Source organism: Pseudomonas bubulae (genome assembly GCF_900618535.1).
Classification (GTDB): Bacteria; Pseudomonadota; Gammaproteobacteria; order Pseudomonadales; family Pseudomonadaceae; genus Aquipseudomonas; species Aquipseudomonas bubulae.
Genome location: NZ_UYJA01000003.1, coordinates 276,361 through 302,507, shown reverse-complemented (window position 1 = coordinate 302,507; position 26,147 = coordinate 276,361). Strand labels below are relative to the sequence as shown.

Sequence of the window (26,147 nt, the reverse complement as noted above, 5' to 3'; positions counted from 1 at the left end):
CGCCGCCGAGTGAGACCCGCACCCCATGAACAACGCTCTAAACCAGCTGCAGCCTTACCCGTTCGAAAAATTGCGCGCCCTGCTTGGCAGCGTGCAGCCCAACGCCGACAAGCGCCCAATCGCGCTGTCGATTGGCGAACCCAAGCACCGCTCGCCGGACTTCGTGGCCAAGGCACTGGCTGACAACCTCGACCAGATGGCGGTCTACCCGACCACCCTGGGCATCCCGGCGCTGCGCGAAGCTATCGCCGACTGGGCCGAGCGTCGTTTCAACGTACCAAAAGGCTGGCTTGACCCGGCGCGCAATATCCTGCCGGTCAACGGCACCCGTGAAGCCCTGTTTGCCTTCACCCAGACCGTGGTCAACCGTGGTGACGACGCTCTGGTGGTGAGCCCGAACCCGTTCTACCAGATCTATGAAGGGGCTGCCTTCCTGGCAGGCGCTCAGCCGCACTACCTGCCGTGCCTGGCCGAGCATGGGTTCAACCCGGATTTCGACGCCGTATCCGTCGACACCTGGAAACGCTGCCAGATCCTGTTCCTGTGCTCGCCGGGTAACCCGACCGGTGCGCTGATCCCGCTTGAAACCCTGAAAAAACTGATCGCACTGGCCGACGAACACGACTTCGTGATCGCCGCAGACGAGTGCTACAGCGAGCTGTACTTCGACGAGAAGACACCACCGGTCGGCCTGCTCAGCGCCTGTGTGGCCCTGGGCCGTGAAGACTTCAAGCGTTGCGTGGTGTTCCACAGCCTGTCCAAGCGCTCCAACCTGCCGGGTTTGCGTTCCGGTTTTGTGGCCGGCGATGCCGACATCCTCAAGGCGTTCCTGCTGTACCGCACGTACCATGGCTGCGCAATGCCGGTACAAACCCAGCTGGCAAGCATTGCCGCCTGGAACGACGAAGACCACGTACGTAGCAACCGTGACCTGTATCGCGAGAAGTTTGATGCGGTGTTGGAGATTTTAACGCCGGTACTGGATGTGCAGCGCCCGGATGGCGGCTTCTACCTGTGGCCCAGGGTTGAAGGCGACGACGCCGAATTCTGCCGCGACCTGTTTGCCCAAGAGCACGTCACCGTAGTGCCGGGCTCTTATCTGTCCCGCGAAGTAGACGGTTTCAACCCCGGCGCTGGTCGCGTACGCATGGCCCTGGTTGCGCCACTGGCTGAGTGCGTGGAAGCCGCCGGGCGGATCCGCGACTTTATCCAGCGCCGCGGCTAAACCGCCCCTGTGGGAGCGGGCTTGCTCGCGATGCAAGCGATGCGGTCTGCCAGACGAACCGCTGCGATGCCATCGCGAGCAAGCCCGCTCCCACATAAAGCTGGGTTATTTCACCGTTCCCAGGTTGGCCTCGCTCAAGTCCAGGTCCTTGAGGATTTCGCTCAGGGCGTCGTCGCCGATTTCGTGATGGCGGCGCAAGCTGTACAGTTCCAGCCGCTGCGCCCGCAGCGCCTTGAGCCGCAAGCGGCTTTCCAGCTGGTCCATTTGCGAAGCCAGTGCCTGGGCCTCCGCCGAGTCGTTGTACACCTCAAGCTGATGACGGTACTCAGACATGATCCGCGCCTTTAGCTCAGCCGCCAGAGCCGCCTGGGCCGCATCCTGCTGACCATCGGCCTCCACCACCTCTTCTGCTTCCAGCGCGTGAATCGCCGCTTCTGCGGTGCGCCGCCAGGCTTCGCGCACTTCTTTGCGCATGGCATCGTCCGGGCTTTTTGGAATACCGCGCAACAACACCGGCAAGGCGATGCAGGCTGCCACCAGCGACAGCAAAATCACCCCGGCAGCAATAAAGATCAGCAAATCACGCTCAGGAAAATTCAAACCCTCGCTGACCAGCAGCGGTACCGACATCACGCCCGCCAGGGTCACCGCACCGCGTACCCCGCCCACGGTCAGCAGCCAGCAGGAGCGGGCTGTCGGCACCATCGTCAGCTCGCCCTTGCCACGCCAGCGGCGCAACAGGCCGGACAGCCGCCAGATGCTCTGCACCCAGATGAAGCGCAGCGCCAGCAGCACTAGGAAAATCGCCACCACATCCAGGCAGCGATACATCAAAGTCGGCCACAGAGTCGTTTCGTGGCTGACCACCGCCTTGATGATGTCCGGCAATTGCAGGCCCAACAGCAAAAAGATCAACCCGTTGAAGGCAAACTCCAGCAGCGACCACACACTGCGATTAAGCAGGCGGGTGCTGGTCTGACGCGGCAACAGGTCCAGCCAGCTCTGCATCATCCCCGCCGCCACCGCCGACAGGATGCCCGAAGCACCCAAGCGTTCGGCCAGTACATAGGCGGCAAAAGGCAGCAGCAACATAAACACCACATGGGTGGCCGGGTCATCCCAGCCACGGGCGATCATCCACGCGCGCAAACGCCCCACCAGCCAGCTCAGGGCGACGCCAATGGCCAGCCCGCCACAGGCCACCAAGATGAAGGTCAGGCTGGCATTGGCCAGGGAAAACACCCCGGTAATGGCAGCCACCAGGGCGAACTTGAAGGTCACCAGGCCCGTGGCGTCATTCATCAGCGCCTCGCCTTGCAGCATGTGCATCAAGGGTGCGGGCAAGCGATTCTGTGCAATGGCCGATACCGCCACCGCATCAGTGGGTGACAGTACTGCTGCCAGGGCAAATGCCACCGGCAAGGGGATGGTCGGCAACAGCCAATGGATGAAATACCCCGCACCCACCACCGTAAACAAAACCAGCCCTACTGCCAGGGTCAGAATCGGCCCGCGCAGGCGCCAGAACTCACGCTTGGGCATGCGCCAGCCATCCGAGAACAGCAGCGGCGGCAAGAACAGAAACAGGAACAGCTCAGGTTCCAGCGCCACATGCAGGCCCAGCGTCGGCCAGGCCAGTACGGCACCGGCAGCAATCTGCACCAGCGGCAAAGGCAGAGGTATGACACGCCCCAACAGACGCGAAATCCCCACCAGCATCAGCAGGATAAGGACGGTATAGGCGGTTTGCATATCAGCAGAGTTCCCGAACGATCAGTTTTAAACTAAATAAATAGCAACAATTTCCCATTGCGCTCCATAGTAGCGTCTAACCGTAAAAGCCGAGCCTGAACAAAAGTAGCAGTGCGACGACATGTCACAAGTCTGTGCCAAGCTCGCAGCCAATCACGCCCAAGGGCGCTGCGCATGGCATAATCCGCGACTGCTCATTTACCGCATCTCCAAAGGGGGGGCAATTTCCGTGACCGATTCAAGCAAGACGTTGCACCTTTTCGGCATCAAAGCCTGCGACACCATGAAAAAGGCTCGCACCTGGCTCGATGAACATGCAGTGCACTACGATTTCCATGACTACAAAAGCAGCGGCATTGACCGTGAACACCTGACCCGCTGGTGCAATGAGCACGGCTGGGAAGTGGTGCTCAACCGCGCCGGTACAACCTTTCGCAAGCTCGACGACGAACGCAAAGCCGATCTCGACCAAGCCAAAGCCATTGAACTGATGCTCGCCCAACCCTCGATGATCAAGCGCCCGGTGCTCGATCTCGGTGACAAAACCCTGATTGGCTTCAAGCCAGATCTTTATGCGGCGGCCCTTCTGTAAGCGCCCGCCCATTTATTTTTGTAAGAGGTAATTGCATGTCTACTACCCTGTTCAGCGCAGCCTTCGGCGTCGGCACCCAAAACCGCCAAGGCGCATGGCTGGAAGTGTTCTACGCACAACCCCTGGTCAATCCATCGGCCGAGCTGATTGCAGCCATCGCACCGATTCTGGGCTACACCGGTGGCAATCAGGCAATCACCTTTACTACCGCCCAAGCCGCACAGATGGCTGAAGCCGCCAAACCGGTCGACGCCGCCCAGGCTGCCCTGCTGACCCGCCTGGCCGAAAGCCACAAGCCGCTGGTTGCCACCCTGCTGGCCGAAGACGCCACTCTGACCTCGACACCAGAGGCCTACCTCAAGCTGCACCTGCTGTCCCATCGCCTGGTCAAGCCCCACGGCCTGAGCCTGGCGGGCGTGTTCCCGCTGCTGCCAAACGTGGCATGGACCAGCCAGGGCGCCATCGATCTGGGCGAACTGGCCGAGCGTCAACTCGAAGCGCGCCTGCGTGGCGATCTGCTGGAAGTGTTCTCGGTCGACAAGTTCCCGAAAATGACCGACTACGTGGTTCCGGCCGGTGTGCGCATCGCTGATGCGGCACGTATCCGCCTGGGCGCCTACGTCGGCGAAGGCACCACCGTGATGCACGAAGGTTTCGTCAACTTCAACGCTGGTACCGAAGGCCCGGGCATGATCGAAGGCCGTGTATCGGCAGGCGTGTTTGTCGGCAAAGGTTCGGACCTGGGCGGCGGTTGCTCGACCATGGGCACGCTGTCGGGTGGTGGCAACATCGTGATCAAGGTCGGCGAAGGCTGCCTGATCGGCGCCAACGCCGGTATCGGCATCCCGCTGGGTGACCGCAACACCGTCGAGTCCGGCCTGTACGTGACCGCAGGTACCAAAGTGGCCCTGCTGGACGAAAACAACCAGTTGGTCAAAGTGGTCAAGGCCCGTGACCTGGCTGGCCAGCCTGACCTGTTGTTCCGCCGTAACTCGGAAACCGGCGCTGTGGAATGCAAAACCCACAAGTCGGCCATCGAGCTGAACGAAGCACTGCACGCTCACAACTAAGCGTCTGTCTGCAACTGACGGGGCCGGCTTCCGGCCTCGTCAACAGAGCCCGAACACCATGCTTTTGCCTTCTCCCTGGCGCGCTGACTTTCCCGCCATCGCCGCCTTGCAACGTCAGGACCAGACGTATCTGGACAGCGCTGCTACCACGCAAAAACCCCAAGCCCTGCTCGACGCACTGACGCATTACTACGCCAACGGCGCAGCCAATGTACACAGGGCCCAACATTTGCCGGGCGCCCACGCGACCCAGGCATTCGAAAACACCCGCCACAAAGTGACGCAATGGCTCAATGCCGGCGAGTGCGGGCAAATCGTGTTCACCCACGGCGCCACGTCAGCGCTGAACCTTCTGGCCTACGGCCTGGAGCACCAATTCAATACGGGCGATGAAATCGTTATCAGCGCCCTGGAACATCACGCCAACTTGCTGCCGTGGCAGCAACTTGCAAAGCGTAAAAAGCTGGCCCTGGTGGTACTGCCACTGGATGCCGACGGCGTGATCGACCTCGTGGCCGCCGCACGCCTGATCACCCCGCGCACTCGCCTGTTGGCCGTGAGCCAGTTATCCAACGTCCTTGGTGTGTGGCAGCCCCTGCCCGAACTGTTGGCGCTGGCCAGGGCACAGAATGCACTGACCGTGGTTGACGGCGCCCAGGGTGTTGTCCACGGTCGCCAGGACGTTCAGGCGCTGGGTTGTGACTTCTATGTGTTTTCCGCCCACAAGCTCTATGGCCCCGACGGGCTGGGCGTGCTGTTTGGCCGTCATGAAGCCCTGGCCCGCTTGCAACACTGGCAGTTTGGCGGCGAGATGGTGCAGGACGCCGACTATCAGCACGCCACCTTTCGCCCGGCACCGCTGGGATTTGAGGCTGGTACCCCGCCGATTGCCAGCGTGATCGGACTGGGGGCAACCCTCAACTATCTGGCCAACCTCAACCAGGGCGCAGTCCAGGCCCACGAAACAGCACTGCACCGATTGCTCGTCGAGGGTTTGCAGCAGCGCCAGGGCATTCGTCTGCTGGGCGCCCCGCACCTGGCCCTGGTCAGTTTTGTAGTCGAGGGCGTCCACAACGCCGATCTGGCCCATCTGCTGACCGAACAGGGGATTGCCGTTCGCGCCGGGCATCATTGCGCCATGCCACTGCTTAAAAGCCTTGGTCTGGCTGGTGCCATCCGTGTTTCGCTGGCGCTGTACAATGACTCAGAAGATCTGGAGCGTTTTTTCCTCGCCCTCGATCAGGCGCTGGAGTTGCTGCAATGACCCTGCCCGCCGACGCCCAGGCGGCGCTCGACAGCTTTGAGCATTGCACCGGCTGGGAACAGCGTGCACGCCTGCTGATGCAATGGGGCCAGCGATTGCCGGAACTCGGCGAGGCCGACAAAACCGACGCCAACCGGGTGCATGGCTGTGAAAGCCAGATGTGGCTGGTGGGCAAACAGGTCGATGGCCAATGGCAGTTTGCGGCCAGCAGTGAAGCGCGACTGATTCGCGGGCTGGTGGCGTTGCTGCTGGTGCGGGTGAACGGCTTGACCACGCAAGAGCTGCTGCAGGTCGATTTGCCGGGATGGTTCGAACAATTGGGGCTTAGCCGGCAGTTGTCGCCATCGCGCAGCAATGGGCTCAATGCGGTGCTGGTGCGGATGCGGGAATTGGCAGCCTGACCATTGCCGCCCCCTGTGGGAGCGGGCTTGCTCGCGATGCGGGCGATTCGGTTTATCTGAAACACCGCGCCGGTGCTATCGCGAGCAAAGCCGCTCCCACAGGCCAGGTCCGAGGCGAGCCTTATTCCTGTGGTGCAGGCTTTACCTTCTCCGAAGGCCGGCGCACGCCCGCCACGATCTTGTCCACCGCCTTGGTCGCCGCCACCATGCCGAAGGTGGCCGTCACCATCATCACTGCGCCAAACCCGCCAGCACAGTCCAGCTTCACCCCGTCACCGACAAAACTCTTCTGCAGGCAAATGCTGCCGTCCGGCTTGGGGTAGCGCAGCTGCTCGGTGGAGAACACACACGGCACGCTGTAGTGACGGGTCATGGTGCGCGAAAATCCATAATCGCGACGCAAGGTCGAACGCACCTTGGAGGCCAGAGGGTCATTGAAGGTACGGTTCAAGTCACAGACCTGAATCAGCGTCGGGTCAATTTGCCCGCCCGCGCCACCGGTGGTGATGATCTGTATCTTGCGCCGCTTGCACCAGGCAATCAGCGCCGCCTTGGCATTCACACTGTCGATGCAGTCGATCACGCAATCAATATCGGGGGTGATGTAGTCGGCCATGGTTTCGCGCGTCACGAAATCGGCCACCTCATGAACCTTGCAGTCAGGATTGATCTGACGCAGGCGTTCGGCCATCACCTCAACCTTGTCCCGACCAATGGTCGTACTCAAGGCGTGTAACTGGCGGTTGCTGTTGCTAACGCACACGTCATCCAGATCAAACAGCGAAATTTCGCCGACGCCGCAGCGCGCAATCGCTTCCGCTGCCCACGACCCGACGCCGCCTACACCGACGATCGCCACATGCGCCGCCTTCAGTCGTTCAAGGCCTTCCAGCCCATATAACCGGGCTACACCGGCAAAACGTGGATCTTCTGTACTCATGACCAACACCCCAAAAACCGGCGCGCATTATAGGGTTCTTACATTGCATTGAGTATCTTTCCTACAAGCTATGCGACCAAGCCTGCTTTAATAGCCTGCTACGGAAGAAGATAAGAGCTACAACTAATAAAGAAAGAACTTAAGTCGGCTGTAAGTGCCAAACGCCCGACTCAATTCCGTCCGCTATACGATTGGTCAAAGCACAGTGTAGGATGCGCGCCGTTTGGCACCCGCCGACCGATCTTCGTTCCACTCCCTTTGGAACCCGAAATAGTTATGTCATCGCGTAAATTTGGACTCAATCTGGTGGTGGTCCTGGCCATCGCCGCGCTCTTCACAGGCTTCTGGGCGCTGATCAATCGCCCGGTCTCTGCGCCCAACTGGCCCGAGCAAATCTCCGGTTTTTCGTACTCGCCGTTCCAGCAAGGCCAGTACCCACAGAAAGACCAGTACCCGACCGACGACGAAATGCGTCGCGACCTGGAAATCATCAGCAAGCTGACCGACAACATCCGGACTTACTCGGTTGACGGCACCCTGGGCGACATTCCCAAGCTGGCCGAAGAATTCGGCCTGCGCGTGACCATCGGGATCTGGATCAGCCCTGATCTGGAGCGCAACGAGCGGGAAATCCAGAAAGCCATCGAGCTGGCCAACAACTCACGCAGCGTGGTGCGGGTTGTGGTGGGCAACGAAGCCCTGTTCCGCGAAGAAATCACGCCCGAAGACCTGATCGTGCTGCTGGATCGGGTGCGCGCCGCGGTCAAGGTGCCGGTCACCACGTCCGAGCAATGGCATATTTGGGAAAAGTACCCGCAACTGGCCAAGCACGTTGACCTGATCGCCGCGCACATCCTGCCCTACTGGGAATTTATCCCGGTGGACAAGGCCGGCGAATTCGTCCTGGACCGTGCCCGCGACCTGAAAAAAATGTTCCCGAAAAAACCGCTGCTGCTGTCGGAAGTTGGCTGGCCGAGCAATGGCCGCATGCGCGGTGGCGCTGACGCTACCCCGGCCGACCAGGCGATTTATCTGCGTACGTTGGTCAATACCCTCAACCGCCGGGGCTACAACTATTTTGTGATCGAAGCCTTCGACCAGCCGTGGAAGGCCAGCGACGAAGGTTCAGTGGGCGCGTACTGGGGCGTGTACAACGCTGCCCGCCAGCAAAAATTCAATTTTGAAGGGCCGGTGGTGGCGATTCCACAGTGGCGCGTACTGGCCATCGGCTCGGTGGTCATGGGCCTGCTGTCACTGGCACTGCTGCTGATCGACGGTTCCGCCCTGCGCCAGCGTGGCCGTACCTTCCTGACCTTTACCGCTTTCCTCTGCGGCTCGGTGCTGGTGTGGATCGCCTATGACTACAGCCAGCAATACAGCACCTGGTTCAGCCTGACTGTGGGCTTTCTGCTTGGCTTAGGTGCGCTCGGGGTGTTTATCGTGCTGCTCACCGAGGCCCATGAACTGGCCGAAGCAGTATGGATTCGCAAGCGGCGAAGGGAGTTTTTACCGGTAGAAGCCGACGATGCCTACCGTCCGAAAGTCTCGATCCATGTGCCGTGCTACAACGAGCCGCCGGAGATGGTCAAACAGACCCTCGACGCCCTGGCCAACCTCGACTACCCCGATTTCGAAGTGTTGATCATCGACAACAACACCAAGGACCCGGCAGTCTGGGAGCCGGTGCGCGATTACTGCGCCACCCTCGGCCCGCGCTTCAAGTTCTTCCACGTCGCGCCCCTGGCCGGTTTCAAGGGCGGCGCGCTGAACTACCTGATCCCGCATACCGCACCGGATGCCGAAGTGATTGCCGTGATCGACTCTGATTACTGCGTGGACCGCAACTGGCTCAAGCATATGGTGCCGCACTTTGCCGACCCGAAAATCGCCATCGTGCAATCGCCACAGGACTACCGCGACCAGAACGAAAGCACCTTCAAAAAGCTCTGCTACTCCGAATACAAGGGCTTTTTCCATATCGGCATGGTCACCCGTAACGACCGCGATGCGATCATTCAGCACGGCACCATGACCATGACCCGCCGTTCAGTGCTCGAAGAACTGGGCTGGGCAGACTGGTGCATCTGTGAAGACGCCGAACTGGGCCTGCGGGTATTTGAAAAAGGGTATTCCGCCGCGTATTCCCACAACAGCTATGGCAAGGGCCTGATGCCCGATACCTTTATCGACTTCAAGAAACAGCGATTCCGCTGGGCCTACGGTGCGATTCAGATTATCAAGCGTCACACCTCCAGCCTGTTGCTGGGCAAAGACACGGAGCTGACCCGTGGCCAGCGCTATCACTTCCTCGCAGGCTGGCTGCCATGGGTGGCCGACGGCATGAATATTTTCTTCACTGTCGGTGCCCTGTTGTGGTCGGCGGCGATGATCATCGTGCCAACGCGGGTCGACCCGCCACTGTTGATTTTCGCCATTCCGCCACTGGCGCTATTTGTGTTCAAGGTGGGCAAGATCATTTTCCTGTACCGCCGTGCAGTGGGGGTCAACCTCAAGGACGCCTTCGCCGCGGCACTGGCCGGGCTGGCGTTGTCCCACACCATCGCCAAAGCCGTGCTGTACGGGTTCTTCACCACCAGCATCCCGTTCTTCCGGACGCCTAAAAACGCCGATAACCACGGCTTTTGGGTAGCGATCTCGGAAGCCCGCGAAGAGGTGTTCATCATGCTGCTGCTCTGGGGCGCGGCTGTGGGGATTTTCTTCGTACAAGGCCTGCCGAGCAACGACATGCGTTTCTGGGTGGTGATGCTGCTGGTGCAATCGTTGCCGTATCTGGCAGCGCTGATCATGGCCTTTATGTCTTCGTTGCCTAAACCGGTCGAAGAAGCACAAGAGCAACCCGCTGCATAAATCGACTGCAACCACTAAACGGCGGCCTCTGGCCGCCGTTTTGCTTTAAGATAACCGCCCTTTTGTGCCTTGTGTCCCGCTTCGGAGTCCCTACCATGACGGCCCACGCCGACCTTTCGCCGACCCTGCAACTCGCCTGCGATCTGATCCGTCGCCCTTCCGTGACGCCGATCGACGCTGACTGCCAGAAGCTGATGATGCAGCGCCTGGGCGATGCCGGCTTCATGCTTGAGCCGATGCGCATCGAAGACGTCGACAACTTCTGGGCCACCCACGGCAAACACGAAGGCCCGGTGCTGTGCTTCGCCGGCCACACTGACGTGGTACCGACCGGCCCGGTACAGGCCTGGCAGAACGACCCGTTCGACGCGCTGATCGATGAGCACGGCATGCTCTGCGGCCGTGGCGCGGCCGACATGAAAGGCAGCCTGGCAGCCATGCTGGTGGCCGCTGAACGCTTTGTCTGCGACTACCCGGACCACAAGGGCAAGGTCGCATTTTTGATCACCAGTGACGAAGAAGGCCCGGCCCATCACGGCACCAAGGCCGTGATCGAACGTTTCGCCGCACGTAACGAGCGTCTGGACTGGTGCATCGTCGGCGAGCCGTCGAGCACTTCCCTGGTCGGTGACGTGGTCAAGAACGGCCGTCGCGGTTCTCTGGGGGCCAAGCTCACCGTTCGCGGCGTTCAAGGCCATGTGGCCTACCCGCATCTGGCCAAGAACCCGATTCATCTGGCCGTGCCTGCGCTGACCGAGCTGGCCGCCGAGCATTGGGACAACGGCAATGCCTTTTTCCCGCCAACCAGCTTCCAGATTTCCAACCTCAACTCAGGCACAGGCGCGACCAACGTCATCCCGGGTGATCTGGTTGCAGTGTTCAACTTCCGCTTCTCCACCGAGTCCACCGTTGAGGGCCTGCAAAAGCGCGTCGCGGACATCCTGGACAAGCACGGCCTGGACTGGCACATCGACTGGGCGCTGTCCGGCCTGCCGTTCCTGACCGAGCCGGGGGCGCTGCTGGATGCCGTGTCGTCGAGCATCAAGCAGGTGACCGGTCGCGAAACCAAGGCTTCCACCAGCGGTGGCACATCCGACGGTCGCTTTATCGCGACCCTGGGCACCCAGGTGGTAGAGCTGGGGCCGGTCAACGCGACCATTCACCAGGTCAACGAACGGGTGCTGGCCAGCGATCTCGACGTGTTGACCGAAATCTACTATCAGACCCTGATCAAGTTGCTCGCCTGATGCTCGCCTGCCCGATCTGCTCCGAGCCGCTCAACGCGGCAGACAATGGTGTGGTGTGCCCTGCCGGCCATCGCTTTGACCGTGCCCGCCAGGGCTACCTGAACCTGCTGCCGGTGCAACACAAGAACAGCCGTGACCCAGGCGACAACCAGGCTATGGTTGAAGCCCGCCGCGACTTTCTAAACGCCGGGCATTACGCCCCTGTGGCCAAACGCCTGGCCGAACTGGCCGCCGAACGCGCGCCACAGCGCTGGCTCGACATCGGCTGTGGCGAGGGTTACTACACCGCGCAAATCGCCGACGCGCTGCCCAACGCCGATGGCTACGCGCTGGATATCTCCCGCGAAGCGGTCAAGCGTGCCTGTAAACGCAGCCCGCAACTGACCTGGTTGATCGCCAGCATGGCCCGCGTGCCACTGGCTGACGCCAGCTGCCAGTTCCTGGCCAGTGTGTTCAGCCCGCTGGACTGGCTCGAAGCCAAGCGCCTGCTCACCCCCGGTGGCGGCCTGATGCGTGTAGGCCCGACCCGCGGTCACTTGATGGAATTGCGCGAACGCCTGTACGACGAAGTCCGGGATTACGCCGACGACAAGCATCTGGCCCTGGTGCCCGAAGGCATGTCGCTACAGCACAGTGAAACACTGGAGTTCACCCTCAGCCTGAGCGAACCCCAGGATCGCGCCAACCTGCTGGCCATGACCCCTCACGGCTGGCGTGCCAGTGCCGAGCGGCGCGCCGAGGTCATCGAGCACCCCGAGCCTTTAGTGGTGACCGTGTCGATGCGCTACGATTACTTCGTACTTCAATAACCCATTTTACGGCCAGGTGCACATGCCCTTGGCCCGACTAATCCGCGAATGGATTTTTCAGACACGCAGTGAGGACATCCATGCGCCAACCCGATATCGAGATTTACCTGAAAGAAGCCGTCACTTACAAAGACGTCGAAGCCTGGCTGGCAAACGTGCTGGGACCGTGCACGGAATGGAAAAAGAAAGGCGAAACCTGGAAGTGCATGGCCGGCAACGTGCCCGTAACCTGGATGCCAAAAGCTGTAGGCAAATGGAATAGCCTGTACCTGGACAGTGACCAGACGCCGTGGGAAGACGACATCGCCTGCGCCAAGGCTGCTTTTGAGGCATTGCACATCGAAGTGCGCTGCGCGCCGGGCAGCTGGGTTGAAGAACAAGGCGAGGCAGACGCCGACCGCTGGATCCGCATCAGCGAAGACGGTCAGGAAGAAATCACCTGGAAAACCGGTTCCTGATTCGGACCGGCCATAGATCCCTTGTGGGAGCTGGCTTGCCTGCGATGCGACCGACGCGGTGTCTATGTGCACATGCGCTGATGCAATCGCGAGCAAGCCCGCTCCCACAGGGAGGGCAAGCAGTGCCTTACAACCCCACTACATCCTCGGCCTGCAGGCCCTTGGCGCCTGAGACCTGGGTGTATTCGACCTGCTGACCTTCGGCCAGGCTGCGATGGCCTTCACCGCGAATGGCACGGTAATGCACAAACACATCAGCCCCGTCTTCGCACTGGATAAAGCCGTAACCCTTTGCGTCGTTAAACCACTTCACATTGCCCGTTACACGTGCAGTCATGGAACTTCCCCCCTTTTTATTATTGATCGGGCTCGTTAACTGGCCCTTTGAGAACTATCGTTTGAACCTGACTCTGCAAAACTCTGTCTGACGCAGTATCGCGAAAGACCACCGAGTATAGGTCAGGCAAAAAAACACTCAATCAATATTAGTTCAGCGCTTTTTTGCCGATTTTGCGCTGATACTGCAAACTACCCGACCGAGTAAACGCTCGTTTAATTCACTAACGCAGAAGCCGTATGACCCCCTCCCCATTCCGCCGCCTTGTATTTGGCGCCCTGCGTCGCTTGCTGTACCTGTGGGTGCGCTCGGAGACCATCAACCAGTCTTCGCTGACCCTGAACCTGGATCGCAGCCGACCGGTGTTCTATGTACTGCAATCGCCCTCGCTGACCGAGCTGGCCGTTGTCGACGCCGAGTGCTCCAAAGCCGGCCTGCCGCGCCCGGTGCTGCCAGTTGCCGTAGGCGAGATGATAGAGCCAGCTGCCTTCTTCTACCTGACCCCCGAGCCGGACTGGCTGGGGCGTCAGGACAAGCGTGGCGCACCGCCGGTATTGACCCGACTGGTTGACGGCTTGAGCCAGCACCCGGGGGAAGACGCGCAAATCATCCCGGTCAGCGTATTCTGGGGCCAGTCCCCCGACAGCGAGTCCAGCCCCTGGAAACTGCTGTTCGCCGACAGCTGGGCCGTGACCGGGCGTTTGCGGCGCATGCTGCGCATCCTGATTCTGGGCCGTAAAACCCGCGTGCAGTTCTCGGCCCCTATCCATATGCGAGAGCTGGTCGACCTCAACAAGGGTCACGAACGCACCGTGCGCATGGCCCAGCGCATTTTACGGGTGCACTTTCGCAACCTGAAAATCTCGACCATCGGCCCCGACCTGTCGCACCGGCGTACGCTGGTAAAGGGCCTGGTCAACGAGCCTTCCGTGCGCCAGGCGATCCTCGATGAAGCCGAGCGCGAGAATATTTCGCCCGACAAGGCCCGTGCCCTTGCGCTGCGCTACGCCAATGAAATCGCCTCGGACTACACCTACACCGCGATCCGTTTTTTTGAAGTACTGCTGAGCTGGTTCTGGAACAAGATTTACGATGGGGTCAAGGTCAACCAGATCGAGAGCGTGCAAAAGGTCGCCCAGGGCCATGAGATCATTTATGTGCCGTGCCACCGCAGCCATATCGACTACCTGCTGCTGTCCTATCTGCTGTTTCGCAACGGCCTGACCCCGCCGCACATTGCCGCCGGGATCAACCTGAACATGCCGGTGCTGGGCCCGCTGCTACGCCGTGGCGGGGCATTTTTCATGCGCCGCACCTTCAAGGGCAACCCGTTGTACACCTCGGTGTTCAACGAATACATGCACACCCTGTTCACCAAGGGTTTCCCGGTTGAGTACTTCGTCGAAGGTGGCCGCTCGCGCACCGGACGCATGCTGCAACCGAAAACCGGGATGCTGGCCATCACCGTGCGCAGTTTCCTGCGTTCATCACGCACGCCGATCGTGTTCGTACCCGTATACATCGGTTACGAACGCGTTCTTGAAGGCCGTACCTACCTGGGTGAGCTGCGCGGCGCCAGCAAGAAAAAAGAGTCGATTTTTGACATTTTCAAAGTGATCGGTGCGCTGAAAAAACAGAAGTTCGGTCAGGTCGCAGTCAACTTCGGCGAGCCGATCAAGCTGGCCGAGTTTCTTGAGCAGGAGCAGCCCGGCTGGCGTCAGCAGGAGCTTGCACCGTCCTACCGCCCTGAATGGCTGAGCCAGACCACCAACCGCCTGGGAGAAAAGGTTGCCCGGCATCTGAATGAAGCGGCGGCCATCAACCCGGTAAACCTGGTGGCACTGGCCTTGCTGTCCACTACCCGCCTGGCCCTGGATGAGCAAGCCATGGCCCGGGTACTGGACCTCTATCTGGCCCTGCTGCGCCGTGTGCCTTACTCGCCGTACACCACCTTGCCCGAAGGCGATGGCCCGGCGCTGATCAAGCATGTCAAAGACATGAATCTGCTGGCCGAGCAAAGCGATGCGCTGGGCAAGATCCTCTATCTGGATGAGCAGAACGCGGTACTGATGACTTATTACCGCAACAACGTGATGCATATCTTTGCCTTGCCATCATTGCTCGCCAGCTTCTTCCAGAGCACTTCGCGCATGAGCCGCGAACAGATCCTGCGCTACACCCATGCGCTGTATCCGTACCTGCAATCGGAACTGTTTATCCGCTGGTCCGAGCAAGAACTCGACGGAGTGGTCGATCAATGGCTTGAAGCCTTTGTCGAGCAAGGGTTGCTACGGTTCGAAAAAGACGTGTACCTGCGCCCTGCGCCAAGCTCGCGACACTTTGTATTGCTGACGCTGCTGTCCAAAAGCATTGCGCAAACCCTGCAGCGCTTTTACATGGCCATATCCCTGCTGCTCAACAGCGGCCAGAACACCCTGAGCGCCGAAGAACTGGAAGACCTGTGCACCATGATGGCCCAGCGCCTGTCGATTCTGCATGGGCTCAACGCCCCGGAATTCTTCGACAAGAGCCTGTTCCGGCACTTTATCCAGACCTTGCTTGAAGAGGACGTGTTGCGCCGCGATAGCAATGGCAAGCTGAGCTACCACGAACTGCTCGGTGAACTGGCTGAAGGGGCCGCCAAGCGCGTGTTGCCTGCGGAAATCCGCCTGTCTATTCGCCAGGTGGCATTGCACCGCAGTGAAGATGCCGCGGATATTTCCGAGAGCGTGGGATAATCCTGCAAAGTTGAGTTGAAACGTCTCAACCGGTTTCAGCCTTCCAATCCGCGACTAGCCTTGGATGTGTGCCGAAGATTTCGGCACACATCCAAAGCAAACCAACGATAAGGAAGTCTGGAAATGACCCAAGACAACAAAACCCCCTCCGAACACCCCTCTCCTGAAACCAGGGGTAATGCTGGCACGCCCTGGCATGTTCAGAATCCCGATGGCAGCGTCCACGGTGGCAACGGCATCCAACCCGCCAGCCACAACAACCCCCCTGACGAATCCCAGGATGAACCTCTGACTGAATAACCCACTGAAACAGCAGCGGTTGTCAGGCACAGGTTTGCCGCTTCAAAGGCAAGTTCATTGCTAGAATCCCTTCCATTCTCCAGTGTGAAATGTCTTACACAGGAAAAGAAACGGAGTCTGCCCTATGAAAAAGTTACTTTTACTGAGCCTGACCGCCCTGCTGGGAGCCTGTAGTTCCATGACCTCGACCCCGCAAGCGTGCCTCGACGGTGAAGTGTTCTACCTGCAACGTATCGCCCTGCCACCTACCGCTACACTGGAAGTGAGCCTGCAGGATGTGTCTCTGGCCGACGCGCCAGCAGTAACACTGGCCAAACAGAGCGGCCCGGTAAAAGGCCAGGTGCCACTGCCTTTCCACCTGACCTATGACCCGGCGCAAATCAAACCCGGCCACACCTACGCAATCAGCGCGCGGATTGAAGAGAACGGCCAGTTGCTGTTTATCAACACCGAGCGCAACAGTGTCGACCTGACGGCCAAGACCCAGCAGCCGATCCGTGTGCGCGTGGATCAGATTCGCTAATCCGCAGGCTCGCCCTCACCCCAACCCTCTCCCGGAGGGAGAGGGAGCCGATTAGGGGATTTTCAAGAATCTCGGCAGTCTGAAAGCATTGAGTTGAATCCCGCATCAACGCGGTCGGTCCCCTCTCCCTCCGGGAGAGGGTTAGGGTGAGGGGCTTTGGCTCCTAGACCTTCTTCACCTTGAACCAAGCCGCATACAACGCAGGCAAGAACAGCAACGTCAGCACAGTCGCCACGATCAACCCGCCCATAATGGCCACCGCCATCGGCCCGAAGAACACGCTGCGTGACAGTGGAATCATCGCCAGTACCGCCGCCAGCGCGGTCAGCACAATCGGCCGGAACCGCCGCACCGTCGCTTCAATCACCGCCCGCCACGGGTCCAGCCCCGCCGCCTTGTCCTGCTCGATCTGATCCACCAGGATCACCGAGTTGCGCATGATCATCCCCGACAACGCAATGGTGCCCAGCATCGCCACAAAACCGAACGGTTTGCCAAACAACAACAGGAACAATGTCACCCCGATCAAACCCAAAGGCGCCGTCAGGAATACCATCACCATGCGCGAGAAACTGCGCAACTGCACCATCAGCAACGTCAGCACTACCACGATAAACAGAGGTACACCGGCCTTCACCGAGTCCTGGCCGCGGGTGGAGTCTTCCACCGTGCCACCCACTTCCAGCAGATAGCCATCCGGCAGCTCGGCACGCACACCTTCCAGGGTCGGCAGAATCTGCTGCACCAGGGTCGCCGGTTGCTCCTTGCCGTAAATATCCGCCCGCACCGTCACGGTCGGCAGACGATTGCGGTGCCAGATAATGCCCTCTTCAAAGCCGTACTCCAGGGTCGCAATCTGCGACAGGGCAACGCTCTGGCCATTATCGGTCGGCACCGCCAGGCTCGGCAGCAGCGCCAGTTCGGTACGTTCCTGGGCTGTGCCGCGCAGCAGAATTTCGATCAACTCGTTATCTTCGCGGTACTGGCTGACCGTCGAGCCCAGCAAGGTACTTTGCAAGAAGCGCGACAGGTTGGCCGTACTCACCCCCAGGGCACGCGCCCGGTCCTGATCGATATTGAGGTTGACCACCTTGCTCGGCTCTTCCCAGTCCAGGTGCACGTTAACCACATGGGGGTTGCCCCGCACCTGGGCTGCGACCTTGCGCGCCAGCGCCCGTACCTCTTCGATATGCTCGCCGGTCACCCGAAACTGCACCGGATAGCCCACAGGCGGGCCGTTTTCCAGACGCGTCACCCGCGAGCGTATCGTCGGGAACTGTTCATTGAGCGTGTCGATCAACCAGGTGCGCAGGCTTTCCCGGTCCTCGATGGTCTTGGCCAACACCACAAACTGGGCAAAGCTCGCCGCGGGCAGTTGCTGATCCAGTGGCAGGTAATAGCGGGGCGAACCGGTGCCTGCGTAAGCCACATAGTTCTCGATGCCCGGGTGATCCTTGAGCAGTGCCTCGAGCTGCTTGACCTGGTCGGTGGTGTTGCTCAACGAAGCACCCTCGGCCAGCTTCATATCGACCATCAGCTCCAGTCGGCTGGACGCCGGGAAGAACTGCTGCGGAACAAACTTGAACAGCACCACCGAGCCTATAAACACCAACGCGGTCAGGGCAATCACGGTTTTGCGCCGGGTCACGCACCACTCCACCAACCGACGTACGCGCTGGTAAAATGGCGTTGCATAGGGGTCAGGCACGCCAGCCCCTGTGCCGTGTTTGGCCGCATGAATCTTCGCCAGGTCCGGTAACAACAGCGCGCCCAAATACGGCACAAACACCACCGCAGCCACCCACGACGCCAGCAGGGCAATGGTCACCACCTGGAAAATCGAGCGGGTGTATTCGCCGGTGCTCGACTGCGCCATGGCAATCGGCAAAAAGCCCGCAGCCGTTATCAGCGTACCGGTGAGCATCGGGAACGCGGTGCTGGTCCAGGCAAAGCTGGCGGCCTTGAGCCGGTCGTAGCCCTGCTCCATTTTGATCGCCATCATTTCCACGGCGATGATCGCGTCGTCGACCAGCAGGCCCAGCGCCAGCACCAACGCGCCCAGCGAGATCTTGTGCAGGCCGATGCCAAAGTAATGCATGGCGGCAAAAGTCATGGCCAGCACCAGCGGAATGGTCAGCGCCACCACCATGCCGGTACGCACACCCAGGGAGAAAAAACTCACCAGCAAAACGATGACCAGTGCTTCGACCAGCACCTGCACAAACTCACCAACGCTGGTTTTCACCGCCGCAGGCTGGTCTGACACTTTGCCCAGTTGCATCCCCGCCGGAAGGTTTTTTTGGATCCGCTCAAACTCGGTGTCCAGTGCCTTGCCCAGCACCAGAATATCGCCACCGTCCTTCATCGCCACGGCCAGGCCAATCGCGTCCTGGCCCATAAAGCGCATGCGCGGTGCCGGAGGATCATTAAAACCGCGACGCACATCCGCCACGTCGCTGATGCGCAAGGTGCGCTCGCCTACGCGAATGGGGAAGCGCTCGATCTCTTCGACCGTCTTGAAGTTACCGCTCACACGCAATTGCACGCGCTCGGTCGGGGTTTCGAAGAAGCCCGCCGTCGATACTGCGTTTTGCTCTTCAAGGGCTTTTTGCACGGCAGCCAGCGGCAAACCCAGGGTCGCGAGCTTGAGGTTGGACAGTTCGATCCAGATTTTTTCGTCCTGCAGGCCCAGCAACTCGACCTTGCCCACATCCTTGACCCGCTGTAGCTGGATCTGGATACGGTCAGCGTAGTCCTTGAGTACCGCGTAGTCGTAACCTTCGCCGCTCAGGCTGTAGATATTGCCAAAGGTCGTGCCAAATTCATCGTTGAAGAACGGCCCCTGAACATCCGGTGGCAAGGTGTAGCGGATATCACTGATCTTTTTGCGTACCTGATACCACAGCTCGGGGATCTGGTCGGAATGCATCGAATCGCGGGCCATAAAGGTCACTTGCGATTCACCCGGGCGCGAGAACGAGACAATGCGCTCGTACTCGCCGGTTTCCATCAGTTTCTTCTCGATTCGCTCGGTGACCTGACGCGAGACTTCTTCAGCCGTGGCGCCCGGCCAAAGGGTGCGGATCACCATCGCCTTGAAGGTAAACGGCGGGTCTTCGCTTTGCCCTAATTTGGTGTAAGAAAGACCGCCAACGATTGCCAGCAACAGCATCAGAAACAGGACGATCTGGCGATTACGCAATGCCCATGCGGACAGGTTGAAACCCATGGGGATCACTCCTTGGCCGCAATATTGATTGCCCGGTTGGAGCGATCAATCGGCCGCACCTCCTGGCCGGGATGCAACACATGCACACCGGCGGCAACAATCCAGTCATCGGCCGTAAGGCCTTCGAGCACCGGCACGCTGCTTTCGCCAAACGGCCCCACACGCACGGGCACCTGCTCCAACTTGTTGCCCTGGCCCACCCGCCACACATAGGACGCACCATTTTCCGCAGTCAGGGCCGACAACGGCACCGACAGCGAGCTGACACCTTCACTCTGAATAAACACCCGGGCACTTTGTCCCAGTTCGGCAGGCACTTTGCCAGCGGTGAAAGCGATACGCGCAGCAAAGGTGCGCGATTTAGGATCAGCTGAAGGCGACAGTTCGCGGATGCGGCCGCTGAAGCGCTGGCCAGGCTGCGACCACAACTCGACCGCTACCGGCATGCCTATCTTGAAACGGCCAAAATCCTGTTCCGGCAAGCTGATCAATACCTCACGCTCGCCGTCGGCAGCCAGGGTAAACACCGTTTGCCCGGCATTGACCACCTGCCCCACTTCGACCTGACGCTGGGCAATCACACCGTCTTGCGGCGCACGCAACACCGCATAACTCGCCTGATTGCTGGCCACGTCCTGCTCGGCCTTGAGCTGTTGCAGCCTGGCTTCGCCTGAGCGGTAGAGGTTTTCGGCGTTGTCGAACTGCGAACGGCTGACCATCTGCCGGTCCAGCAGGGTCTTGTAGCGATCACGCTCGGCACGCACCAGGTTCAGGTTGGCCTGCCCGGCGGCGACCTGGGCGCGGGTGGCGTCCAGTTGCAGGCGCACGTCCTGCGGGTCCAGCTCGGCCAGCGGCTGATTAGCCTTGACCCGCTCCCCCTCGTCCACCAGACGCTTGGTAACTTTGCCGCCAATGCGAAACGCCAACTGCGGGTCAAAGCGTGCCCGCACTTCGCCGGGGTAACTCTGGCTGGCCAGTGCCGAAGGCTGCGGTTGCACCACCATCGCCGGGCTGATGCTGATTTTTGCGGGCTCCTGCTGCCCACACCCAGACAATAAAAACAGCAGACACACAGGCACAGCGCGGGGCAAGGCATGGCGCAACATGGTGATGACCTTTCGCTAATGGGGCTTGGAATATTTATACTGGCAGCATGTTATTAATACTAAACTCACCAGTCCAGTAATAAACGGATATGTCTGACAATCCTTTACCCCCCAATGCCCTCGGGCGCCCCAAGGACCTGGCAAAACGCCAGTCGATCCTCGACGCCGCCAAAACCCTGTTTTTGACCAAGGGCTATGCCAACACCAGCATGGATGCGGTTGCGGGTCTGGCAGGCGTGTCAAAACTGACGGTCTACAGTCACTTCACCGACAAGGAGACCCTGTTTTCCTCGGCCATCATGTCCAAATGCACCGAACAGTTGCCGGTACTGTTCTTTGAATTGCCGGCGGGCAAGCCGATCAAGGATGTATTGCTGAACATTGCCCGTGGTTTTCAGGTGCTGATCAACAGTGAAGAGTCGCTGAACCTGCATCGCCTGATGGTTGCTCTGGGCAGCCAGGACCCCAAGCTGTCGCAGATCTTTCTGGAGGCCGGGCCGGAGCGCGTGGTGCACGAGATGGAGGGGCTACTGCGCAAGATGGATCAAAGTGGCGCGCTGCAGATCGACAACCCCCATTATGCGGCGGAGCACTTCTTCTGCATGCTCAAGGGCGCGCCGAACTTCCGCCTGCTGTTTGCCGGCGGTGAGCCGCCGGGGCCCGAGGAAAGCGAGGCCCATGTGCAGGAAGTGGTGGGGATATTTATGCGGGCGTATCAGCCATTGTCGTGAGACCGCGGCGCCTTTTACCCTCACCCCAACCCTCTCCCGGAGGGAGAGGGGGCTGATCTGTGGTGTTACGCAGATTTGCTTTTACCTTTAGTCCCCTCTCCCTCCGGGAGAGGGGTTTTTAAGGTTTCAACGCTTTTTTCGGATAAATATCGTAACGGCTCGACTTACCATCCAGCGCATGGCTCGGCTTGGGCCCGGCAATGCACGGTGCCTTGCGCGGGCGCTTGACCACCACCCGGTGGCTGGCCAACGCCAGCGCAGCTTCCAGCAACGCCGGGGCATCGTTGTCATCACCCACCAATGGTCGGAACAAGCGCATTTCCTTTTTCACCAGGGCGGTTTTTTCGCGATGGGGGAACATCGGGTCCAGGTAAATCACCTGCGGCGGTTCGCCTTGCCAATTGCGCATCACTTCGATCGAATTGCCCTTGAGCAAGTGCATACGCGACACGATCGGCGCCACCTCAAAGTCATCCAGACCACGGGCCAGCCCGTCTTCGAGCAAGGCACCGATCAGCGGCTGGCGCTCGATCAGGCTCATTTCACAGCCCAGGCTCGCCAGCACAAATGCATCCTTGCCCAGGCCCGCCGTGGCATCCAGCACCCGCGGGCGCACACCCTGCTGAATCCCCACGGCCTTGGCGATCATCTGCCCCGTGCCGCCGCCAAACAAACGTCGATGGGCCGCGCCACCTTCGACAAAGTCGACCCGCACCGGGCCCGGCGCATCTGCGCCCAACTGCTGCAGCTGCAAACCCTGGGCGCTCAATTGCAAGGCGAACTCGGCGTCCGGTTCGTCCAGCGACAAACCCAGACGCTCGGCCCATTGCTCGGCCAGGGCCTGATAAGCCTCGTCCAGTGCCTCGACTTTGATACGACAGCCCGCTGTTTGCTCAATCATCTAAAAACACGCTCAAAAATTTAATGATCGGCAAAGACTGCCGATAAATGAAATATCCGGCATTTTGCCAGAGCTGAGCGCCAACCGAGAGTTATGTCAGACATTCAATCCGCATCTATCGGCTTTATTGCGCCCATTGGTGACTTTGGCCGACACAATTCCCAGATCACAGGAAGCGTCAACCACCTGTGGAAGGACTTCTACGCCCAGGCATTGGCCGAGCAGTCCGGTACTGAAGACTATGCGACGGTTGATACAGCGCCGACAGCCAAAAATGAAAATGCCGAGCCCCGTGGCGGCAGTGAGGTTTTGGGCACTATCGTGACCCAGCGCCACTGCGACGTTCAGGACACTGAACTGCGCCCGCCTGAAGCCCTGTTTTTGCCCATTGCCGAATTTGAACTGGACCTGCTGCCACCGCCCGCCGTGCCCTACCCGCCTGAGGTCATTGTCGAGCAACAACACCAGCAGGATTTCAACACTACGTGGGTGCGCCCAGTAGTCATGGCTCAGGGCCATCCGCTGCCTGAACCGGGCCCTGCGCCTGAACCTCGCGCGTTGCATCTGCCCATTGCCGAGTTTGAGTCTGACTTGCTGCCGCCGCCTGCCGAGCCCTTCGATGCCATGACCCTGATCGAGCAACAACGGGCCATGGATTTCGATCTGGGCTGGGCACGCCCGCTGGTGGTCAACAACTTGCGCCTGGCGGCTTAAAGCAGGCCTAGTTGTTCGCGACTCTGGGGGGGATGCAGCTCGGGCAATGCCGGCAACCCAGGTAACCTTTCACTCAGTTGAAGATGAAAACGCCGTGCCAGTTCCGGAGCACGGTGATTGTCCGGCGTGTGCAAAAAAACATAGGGCGTGCGCCCTTCCTCGACCCAGCCCGCGACTTTTTCAACCCAGGGCACCAGGTAAGGATCGTTGGCCTCAAGCTCCGGACGGCCAATAAAACGCACCTGCGGACATTGCGTGAAAGCCGCCGGACGTGGGGGCACCCTGGGCTTTTTCGATTGTGCGTGAAGCACGGCAGGGTCGCCCGAATCACAACTGAACAGTGCCCGCGAATCAAGGCAGATACGCTCAACCCCTCGATCCATCAGCAGACGATTGAGCAGGCGCTCGGCATCGCCCTTGGCGAAGAACTCCGGATGCCGCACCTCAACGGCCAACGGCCTCTGCAAGGCGTCCACAAAGCTCACCAGCTCCGCCAGGCGCTGTGGCCCGAAGCTTGCCGGGAGTTGTAGCCAAAATGGCGCTACACGCGCTCCCAAGGGCTGCAACAGTTGCAGGAAGTCTTCGGCTGCATGCAATTGCTCGCGCAAATCACCGCCGTGACTGATATCCCGAGGGAACTTGGCCGTCAGCCGAAAGTGTTCAGGCAGGCTTTGTGCCCATCGGACCACCGTGGTCGGTGCAGGCCTGGCGTAAAACGTGGTGTTGCCCTCGACCGCATTGAACACCTGCGCATACAGGCTCAGAAAATCCGCCGGGCGGGCGTTTTGCGGATACAGCCCTTCGCGCCAGGCGTTTTCACTCCAGGACGGACAACCGAGGTAGTAAGGAAGGTCAGTCATGTACTCAGATGTAAAGATCCAGGCCCAGCACTTCCTGTTCCCAGTCGACGAAGCCTGCGGTGGTCAGGTAGCTGGCAAGGGCACTGGCCGCGCTTTTGCTCATGGCGCGCTGGAAGATCATGTCTTGCGAGCGCACCGGCAACTGGCTGATGCGCTCGGCGCCGGAGGATGTGCGGGGGGTGTTTTCGGGCGCAGCCTCAGTGTCTTCAACCGACTCATCAACCACCGCCTGACCATTACGCGGCTTGCGCTTGATGGGGTATGACCGGGGAGAAAAGCTGTCAATGCGCATGGCTGCATGCTCTGTAACGATAGATACAATTTAGCGGCGCAGGGCAGACTAAGCAAATGGGCCGGCCATTTTGTAGCAGCAGCCTCGCTCCGCTCGGCAGCTGCTACAAAAGTGGATCAAACGCCACGTTCGGCTTTTGTAGCCGCTACCTTGTCGCGCAGGTACACAGGCTGGGCGTCATCGGCACGGATGGCTTCGCCGCGGGCCCAGGCAAAGCGGGCCAGGGTCAGCAGGTCTTCGGCGTGGGGCAACATGCCTGCGTCCATTGCATACGGCTTGACGTTCAAGCGCTCGGCATAGCCCCAGCCAGTGCCCGCGCCATACCAGTCGCCTGTAGCACCATCGGGCAAGGCCGCAGCCTCAGGCGCCAATACCGCTTCAGCGCCTTGCAGGCGCATTTCACCCGCTTCTTCGCGGTAGCAGCCCCAATACACCTCGTCCATGCGCGCATCGATCGCCGACACCACCTGGGTTGCGCCGTGCTCACGGTGAGCACGCTGGGCCAGGACCGCCAGGTTGGAGATCGGCAACACCGGACGCTCCAGTGCAAAGGCCAGGCCCTGAACCACGCCAATGGCAATACGCACACCGGTAAAGGCACCAGGCCCGCGACCGAAGGCAATGGCCTCAACCGCCGACAGCTCGACACCGGCCGCGGCCAGCAGCGCCTTGATCATCGGTAACAGCTTTTGCGCATGCAGGCGCGGGATCACCTCGTAGTGGCTAGTAACCTTGCCATCGTGCAACAAGGCAACTGAGCAAGCTTCAGTCGCGGTATCCAGGGCCAGCAAGGTGGTCATCGGTGTTCCCGTCAGAATCAGAATTGAAAAAAGTGCAGCAGTATAAACAACAACAGCCCGCAAGCGGGCTGTTGTCATGACGCAAAATCGACTTATCAGCTCAGTGCTTCAAGCACCTTGGCCGTGATCGATTCGACCGAGCCAACGCCTTCAACGTGGCTGTACTTGGGCTTGCCCTGAGCAGCGGCCAGCTTCTGGTAGAAGTCCACCAGCGGCTTGGTTTGCGAATGGTAAACAGACAGGCGGTGACGAACGGTTTCTTCGGTGTCGTCCTTGCGCTGTACCAGATCTTCGCCGGTCACATCGTCCTTGCCTTCAACCTTTGGCGGGTTGTAGACGGTGTGGTACACACGGCCCGAGGCTTCGTGTACACGACGGCCAGCAATACGCTGGACGATCTCTTCGTCTTCAACGGCGATTTCCAGCACGTGGTCCAGCTCGACACCGGCTTTAACCAGCGCTTCAGCTTGCGGAATGGTGCGCGGGAAACCGTCGAACAGGAAACCGTTTACGCAATCCGGCTGAGCAATGCGCTCTTTGACCAGATTGATGATCAGGTCGTCGGAAACCAGGCCACCGCTGTCCATCACGCCTTTGGCGATCAGGCCCAGCTCGGTGCCGGCTTTTACGGCTGCACGCAACATGTCGCCGGTGGAGATTTGCGGGATGCCAAATTTTTCAGTGATGAACTTTGCCTGAGTACCTTTACCGGCCCCGGGAGCTCCCAGCAGAATTACGCGCATCGATGTGCTCCTCAAATTTTTTATTTAAATGACAACAAACTCGCCTCTTTGGGCCAGTCTCAAAATCGGGTTATGGCCATCAAAACGGCCAAGGGCTGATCAAGATACACAGCAGGCCCGGCCCACACAAGCCGCCCAAAGTAGGAAAAATTACAGCCAAACGGGCCTGTGCGGCCGGGTGTCACAGGTCGCAACCCCACAATAAAGTGTCGCGCCCGCGCAGCGATCGGCATCCAGTCTGCCGTGT

At 60.0% G+C, this 26,147-nt stretch carries 24 protein-coding genes; 14 read left to right on the top strand and 10 right to left on the bottom strand.

What is annotated here, in order from left to right:
• Positions 1–25 precede the first annotated feature (25 nt).
• Positions 26–1,225, top strand: coding sequence for a succinyldiaminopimelate transaminase (gene dapC, locus PPTH39_RS12385; RefSeq protein ID WP_095001305.1), 1,200 nt, complete (start codon positions 26–28; stop codon positions 1,223–1,225).
• Positions 1,226–1,330: 105 nt separating this feature from the next.
• Here dapC and PPTH39_RS12380 read toward each other — a convergent pair whose 3' ends face one another.
• The gene (locus PPTH39_RS12380; protein ID WP_095001304.1) at positions 1,331–2,977 is read right to left on the bottom strand and encodes a Na+/H+ antiporter; all 1,647 of its coding nucleotides are present in this window, start codon (positions 2,975–2,977) and stop codon (positions 1,331–1,333) included.
• Between the two features lie 229 nt (positions 2,978–3,206).
• On the opposite strand from PPTH39_RS12380, the gene PPTH39_RS12375 reads away from it, so the two are divergent.
• From PPTH39_RS12375 to PPTH39_RS12360, 4 genes are read left to right on the top strand one after another with little or no spacing between them, the layout of a single operon-like run.
• Positions 3,207–3,569, top strand: coding sequence for an ArsC family reductase (locus PPTH39_RS12375; protein WP_095001396.1), 363 nt, complete (start codon positions 3,207–3,209; stop codon positions 3,567–3,569).
• A gap of 35 nt (positions 3,570–3,604) precedes the next feature.
• The gene (gene dapD / locus PPTH39_RS12370; protein WP_095001303.1) at positions 3,605–4,639 is read left to right on the top strand and encodes a 2,3,4,5-tetrahydropyridine-2,6-dicarboxylate N-succinyltransferase; all 1,035 of its coding nucleotides are present in this window, start codon (positions 3,605–3,607) and stop codon (positions 4,637–4,639) included.
• Between the two features lie 58 nt (positions 4,640–4,697).
• Complete coding sequence (locus tag PPTH39_RS12365) at positions 4,698–5,903, top strand: aminotransferase class V-fold PLP-dependent enzyme (protein WP_130872018.1); 1,206 nt, start codon at positions 4,698–4,700, stop codon at positions 5,901–5,903.
• Entirely contained in the window at positions 5,900–6,304 is a 405-nt protein-coding gene (locus PPTH39_RS12360; protein ID WP_130872017.1) for a SufE family protein, read from the top strand. Before PPTH39_RS12365 ends, PPTH39_RS12360 begins: the two co-directional genes overlap by 4 nt.
• 121 nt (positions 6,305–6,425) lie before the next feature.
• Here PPTH39_RS12360 and tcdA read toward each other — a convergent pair whose 3' ends face one another.
• Positions 6,426–7,244 carry a tRNA cyclic N6-threonylcarbamoyladenosine(37) synthase TcdA gene (gene tcdA / locus PPTH39_RS12355; RefSeq protein WP_095001300.1) on the bottom strand — a complete coding sequence of 273 codons (819 nt, stop codon included), beginning with the start codon at positions 7,242–7,244 and terminating at the stop codon, positions 6,426–6,428.
• Between the two features lie 276 nt (positions 7,245–7,520).
• On the opposite strand from tcdA, the gene PPTH39_RS12350 reads away from it, so the two are divergent.
• From PPTH39_RS12350 to PPTH39_RS12335, 4 genes are all read left to right on the top strand, one after another.
• The gene (locus PPTH39_RS12350) at positions 7,521–10,112 is read left to right on the top strand and encodes a glycosyltransferase (RefSeq protein WP_095001299.1); all 2,592 of its coding nucleotides are present in this window, start codon (positions 7,521–7,523) and stop codon (positions 10,110–10,112) included.
• Between the two features lie 95 nt (positions 10,113–10,207).
• On the top strand, positions 10,208–11,359 hold the full coding sequence (gene dapE / locus PPTH39_RS12345; RefSeq protein WP_095001298.1) for a succinyl-diaminopimelate desuccinylase: 1,152 nt from the start codon (positions 10,208–10,210) through the stop codon (positions 11,357–11,359).
• On the top strand, positions 11,359–12,168 hold the full coding sequence (locus tag PPTH39_RS12340; RefSeq protein ID WP_095018175.1) for a putative RNA methyltransferase: 810 nt from the start codon (positions 11,359–11,361) through the stop codon (positions 12,166–12,168). The genes dapE and PPTH39_RS12340 overlap by 1 nt, the downstream gene beginning before the upstream one ends.
• Positions 12,169–12,248: 80 nt before the next feature.
• Positions 12,249–12,626 carry a hypothetical protein gene (locus PPTH39_RS12335; RefSeq protein ID WP_095001296.1) on the top strand — a complete coding sequence of 126 codons (378 nt, stop codon included), beginning with the start codon at positions 12,249–12,251 and terminating at the stop codon, positions 12,624–12,626.
• A gap of 127 nt (positions 12,627–12,753) precedes the next feature.
• Here PPTH39_RS12335 and PPTH39_RS12330 read toward each other — a convergent pair whose 3' ends face one another.
• Entirely contained in the window at positions 12,754–12,963 is a 210-nt protein-coding gene (locus PPTH39_RS12330; protein WP_095001295.1) for a cold shock domain-containing protein, read from the bottom strand.
• Between the two features lie 239 nt (positions 12,964–13,202).
• On the opposite strand from PPTH39_RS12330, the gene plsB reads away from it, so the two are divergent.
• From plsB to PPTH39_RS12320, 3 genes are all read left to right on the top strand, one after another.
• Complete coding sequence (gene plsB / locus PPTH39_RS12325; RefSeq protein ID WP_095018176.1) at positions 13,203–15,701, top strand: glycerol-3-phosphate 1-O-acyltransferase PlsB; 2,499 nt, start codon at positions 13,203–13,205, stop codon at positions 15,699–15,701.
• 123 nt (positions 15,702–15,824) lie between these two features.
• Positions 15,825–16,001, top strand: coding sequence for a hypothetical protein (locus tag PPTH39_RS23525; protein WP_153328079.1), 177 nt, complete (start codon positions 15,825–15,827; stop codon positions 15,999–16,001).
• Between the two features lie 124 nt (positions 16,002–16,125).
• Positions 16,126–16,524 (top strand): YbaY family lipoprotein, encoded by a 399-nt coding sequence (locus PPTH39_RS12320; protein ID WP_130872016.1) that lies wholly within the window; start codon positions 16,126–16,128, stop codon positions 16,522–16,524.
• Between the two features lie 163 nt (positions 16,525–16,687).
• Here the strand turns inward: PPTH39_RS12320 and PPTH39_RS12315 are convergent, their stop codons facing one another.
• Both PPTH39_RS12315 and PPTH39_RS12310 read right to left on the bottom strand, forming a co-directional pair.
• Positions 16,688–19,753: an efflux RND transporter permease subunit gene (locus tag PPTH39_RS12315; protein WP_095001292.1), complete on the bottom strand. Its 3,066-nt coding sequence runs from the start codon at positions 19,751–19,753 to the stop codon at positions 16,688–16,690.
• Positions 19,754–19,758: 5 nt separating this feature from the next.
• Positions 19,759–20,859, bottom strand: coding sequence for an efflux RND transporter periplasmic adaptor subunit (locus PPTH39_RS12310; protein WP_095001291.1), 1,101 nt, complete (start codon positions 20,857–20,859; stop codon positions 19,759–19,761).
• 89 nt (positions 20,860–20,948) lie between these two features.
• Between PPTH39_RS12310 and PPTH39_RS12305 the strand changes: the two genes are divergently transcribed.
• The gene (locus tag PPTH39_RS12305) at positions 20,949–21,590 is read left to right on the top strand and encodes a TetR/AcrR family transcriptional regulator (protein WP_095001290.1); all 642 of its coding nucleotides are present in this window, start codon (positions 20,949–20,951) and stop codon (positions 21,588–21,590) included.
• Positions 21,591–21,708: 118 nt separating this feature from the next.
• On the opposite strand, the gene PPTH39_RS12300 is transcribed toward PPTH39_RS12305, so the two are convergent.
• Positions 21,709–22,491: a class I SAM-dependent methyltransferase gene (locus tag PPTH39_RS12300; protein WP_095001289.1), complete on the bottom strand. Its 783-nt coding sequence runs from the start codon at positions 22,489–22,491 to the stop codon at positions 21,709–21,711.
• 93 nt (positions 22,492–22,584) lie between these two features.
• On the opposite strand from PPTH39_RS12300, the gene PPTH39_RS12295 reads away from it, so the two are divergent.
• Positions 22,585–23,205, top strand: a complete 621-nt coding sequence (locus PPTH39_RS12295; RefSeq protein WP_095020562.1) for an energy transducer TonB — start codon at positions 22,585–22,587, stop codon at positions 23,203–23,205.
• On the opposite strand, the gene PPTH39_RS12290 is transcribed toward PPTH39_RS12295, so the two are convergent.
• From PPTH39_RS12290 to adk, 4 genes are all read right to left on the bottom strand, one after another.
• Positions 23,202–24,065, bottom strand: a complete 864-nt coding sequence (locus PPTH39_RS12290; RefSeq protein ID WP_130872015.1) for a DUF72 domain-containing protein — start codon at positions 24,063–24,065, stop codon at positions 23,202–23,204. The genes PPTH39_RS12295 and PPTH39_RS12290 overlap by 4 nt on opposite strands.
• 4 nt (positions 24,066–24,069) lie before the next feature.
• A complete protein-coding gene (locus tag PPTH39_RS12285; protein ID WP_095018181.1) occupies positions 24,070–24,357 on the bottom strand; it encodes a hypothetical protein in 288 nt (95 codons plus the stop codon).
• A gap of 116 nt (positions 24,358–24,473) precedes the next feature.
• Entirely contained in the window at positions 24,474–25,157 is a 684-nt protein-coding gene (gene tsaB, locus PPTH39_RS12280; RefSeq protein WP_095018182.1) for a tRNA (adenosine(37)-N6)-threonylcarbamoyltransferase complex dimerization subunit type 1 TsaB, read from the bottom strand.
• Between the two features lie 95 nt (positions 25,158–25,252).
• On the bottom strand, positions 25,253–25,900 hold the full coding sequence (gene adk / locus PPTH39_RS12275) for an adenylate kinase (protein WP_095001284.1): 648 nt from the start codon (positions 25,898–25,900) through the stop codon (positions 25,253–25,255).
• Positions 25,901–26,147 lie beyond the last annotated feature (247 nt).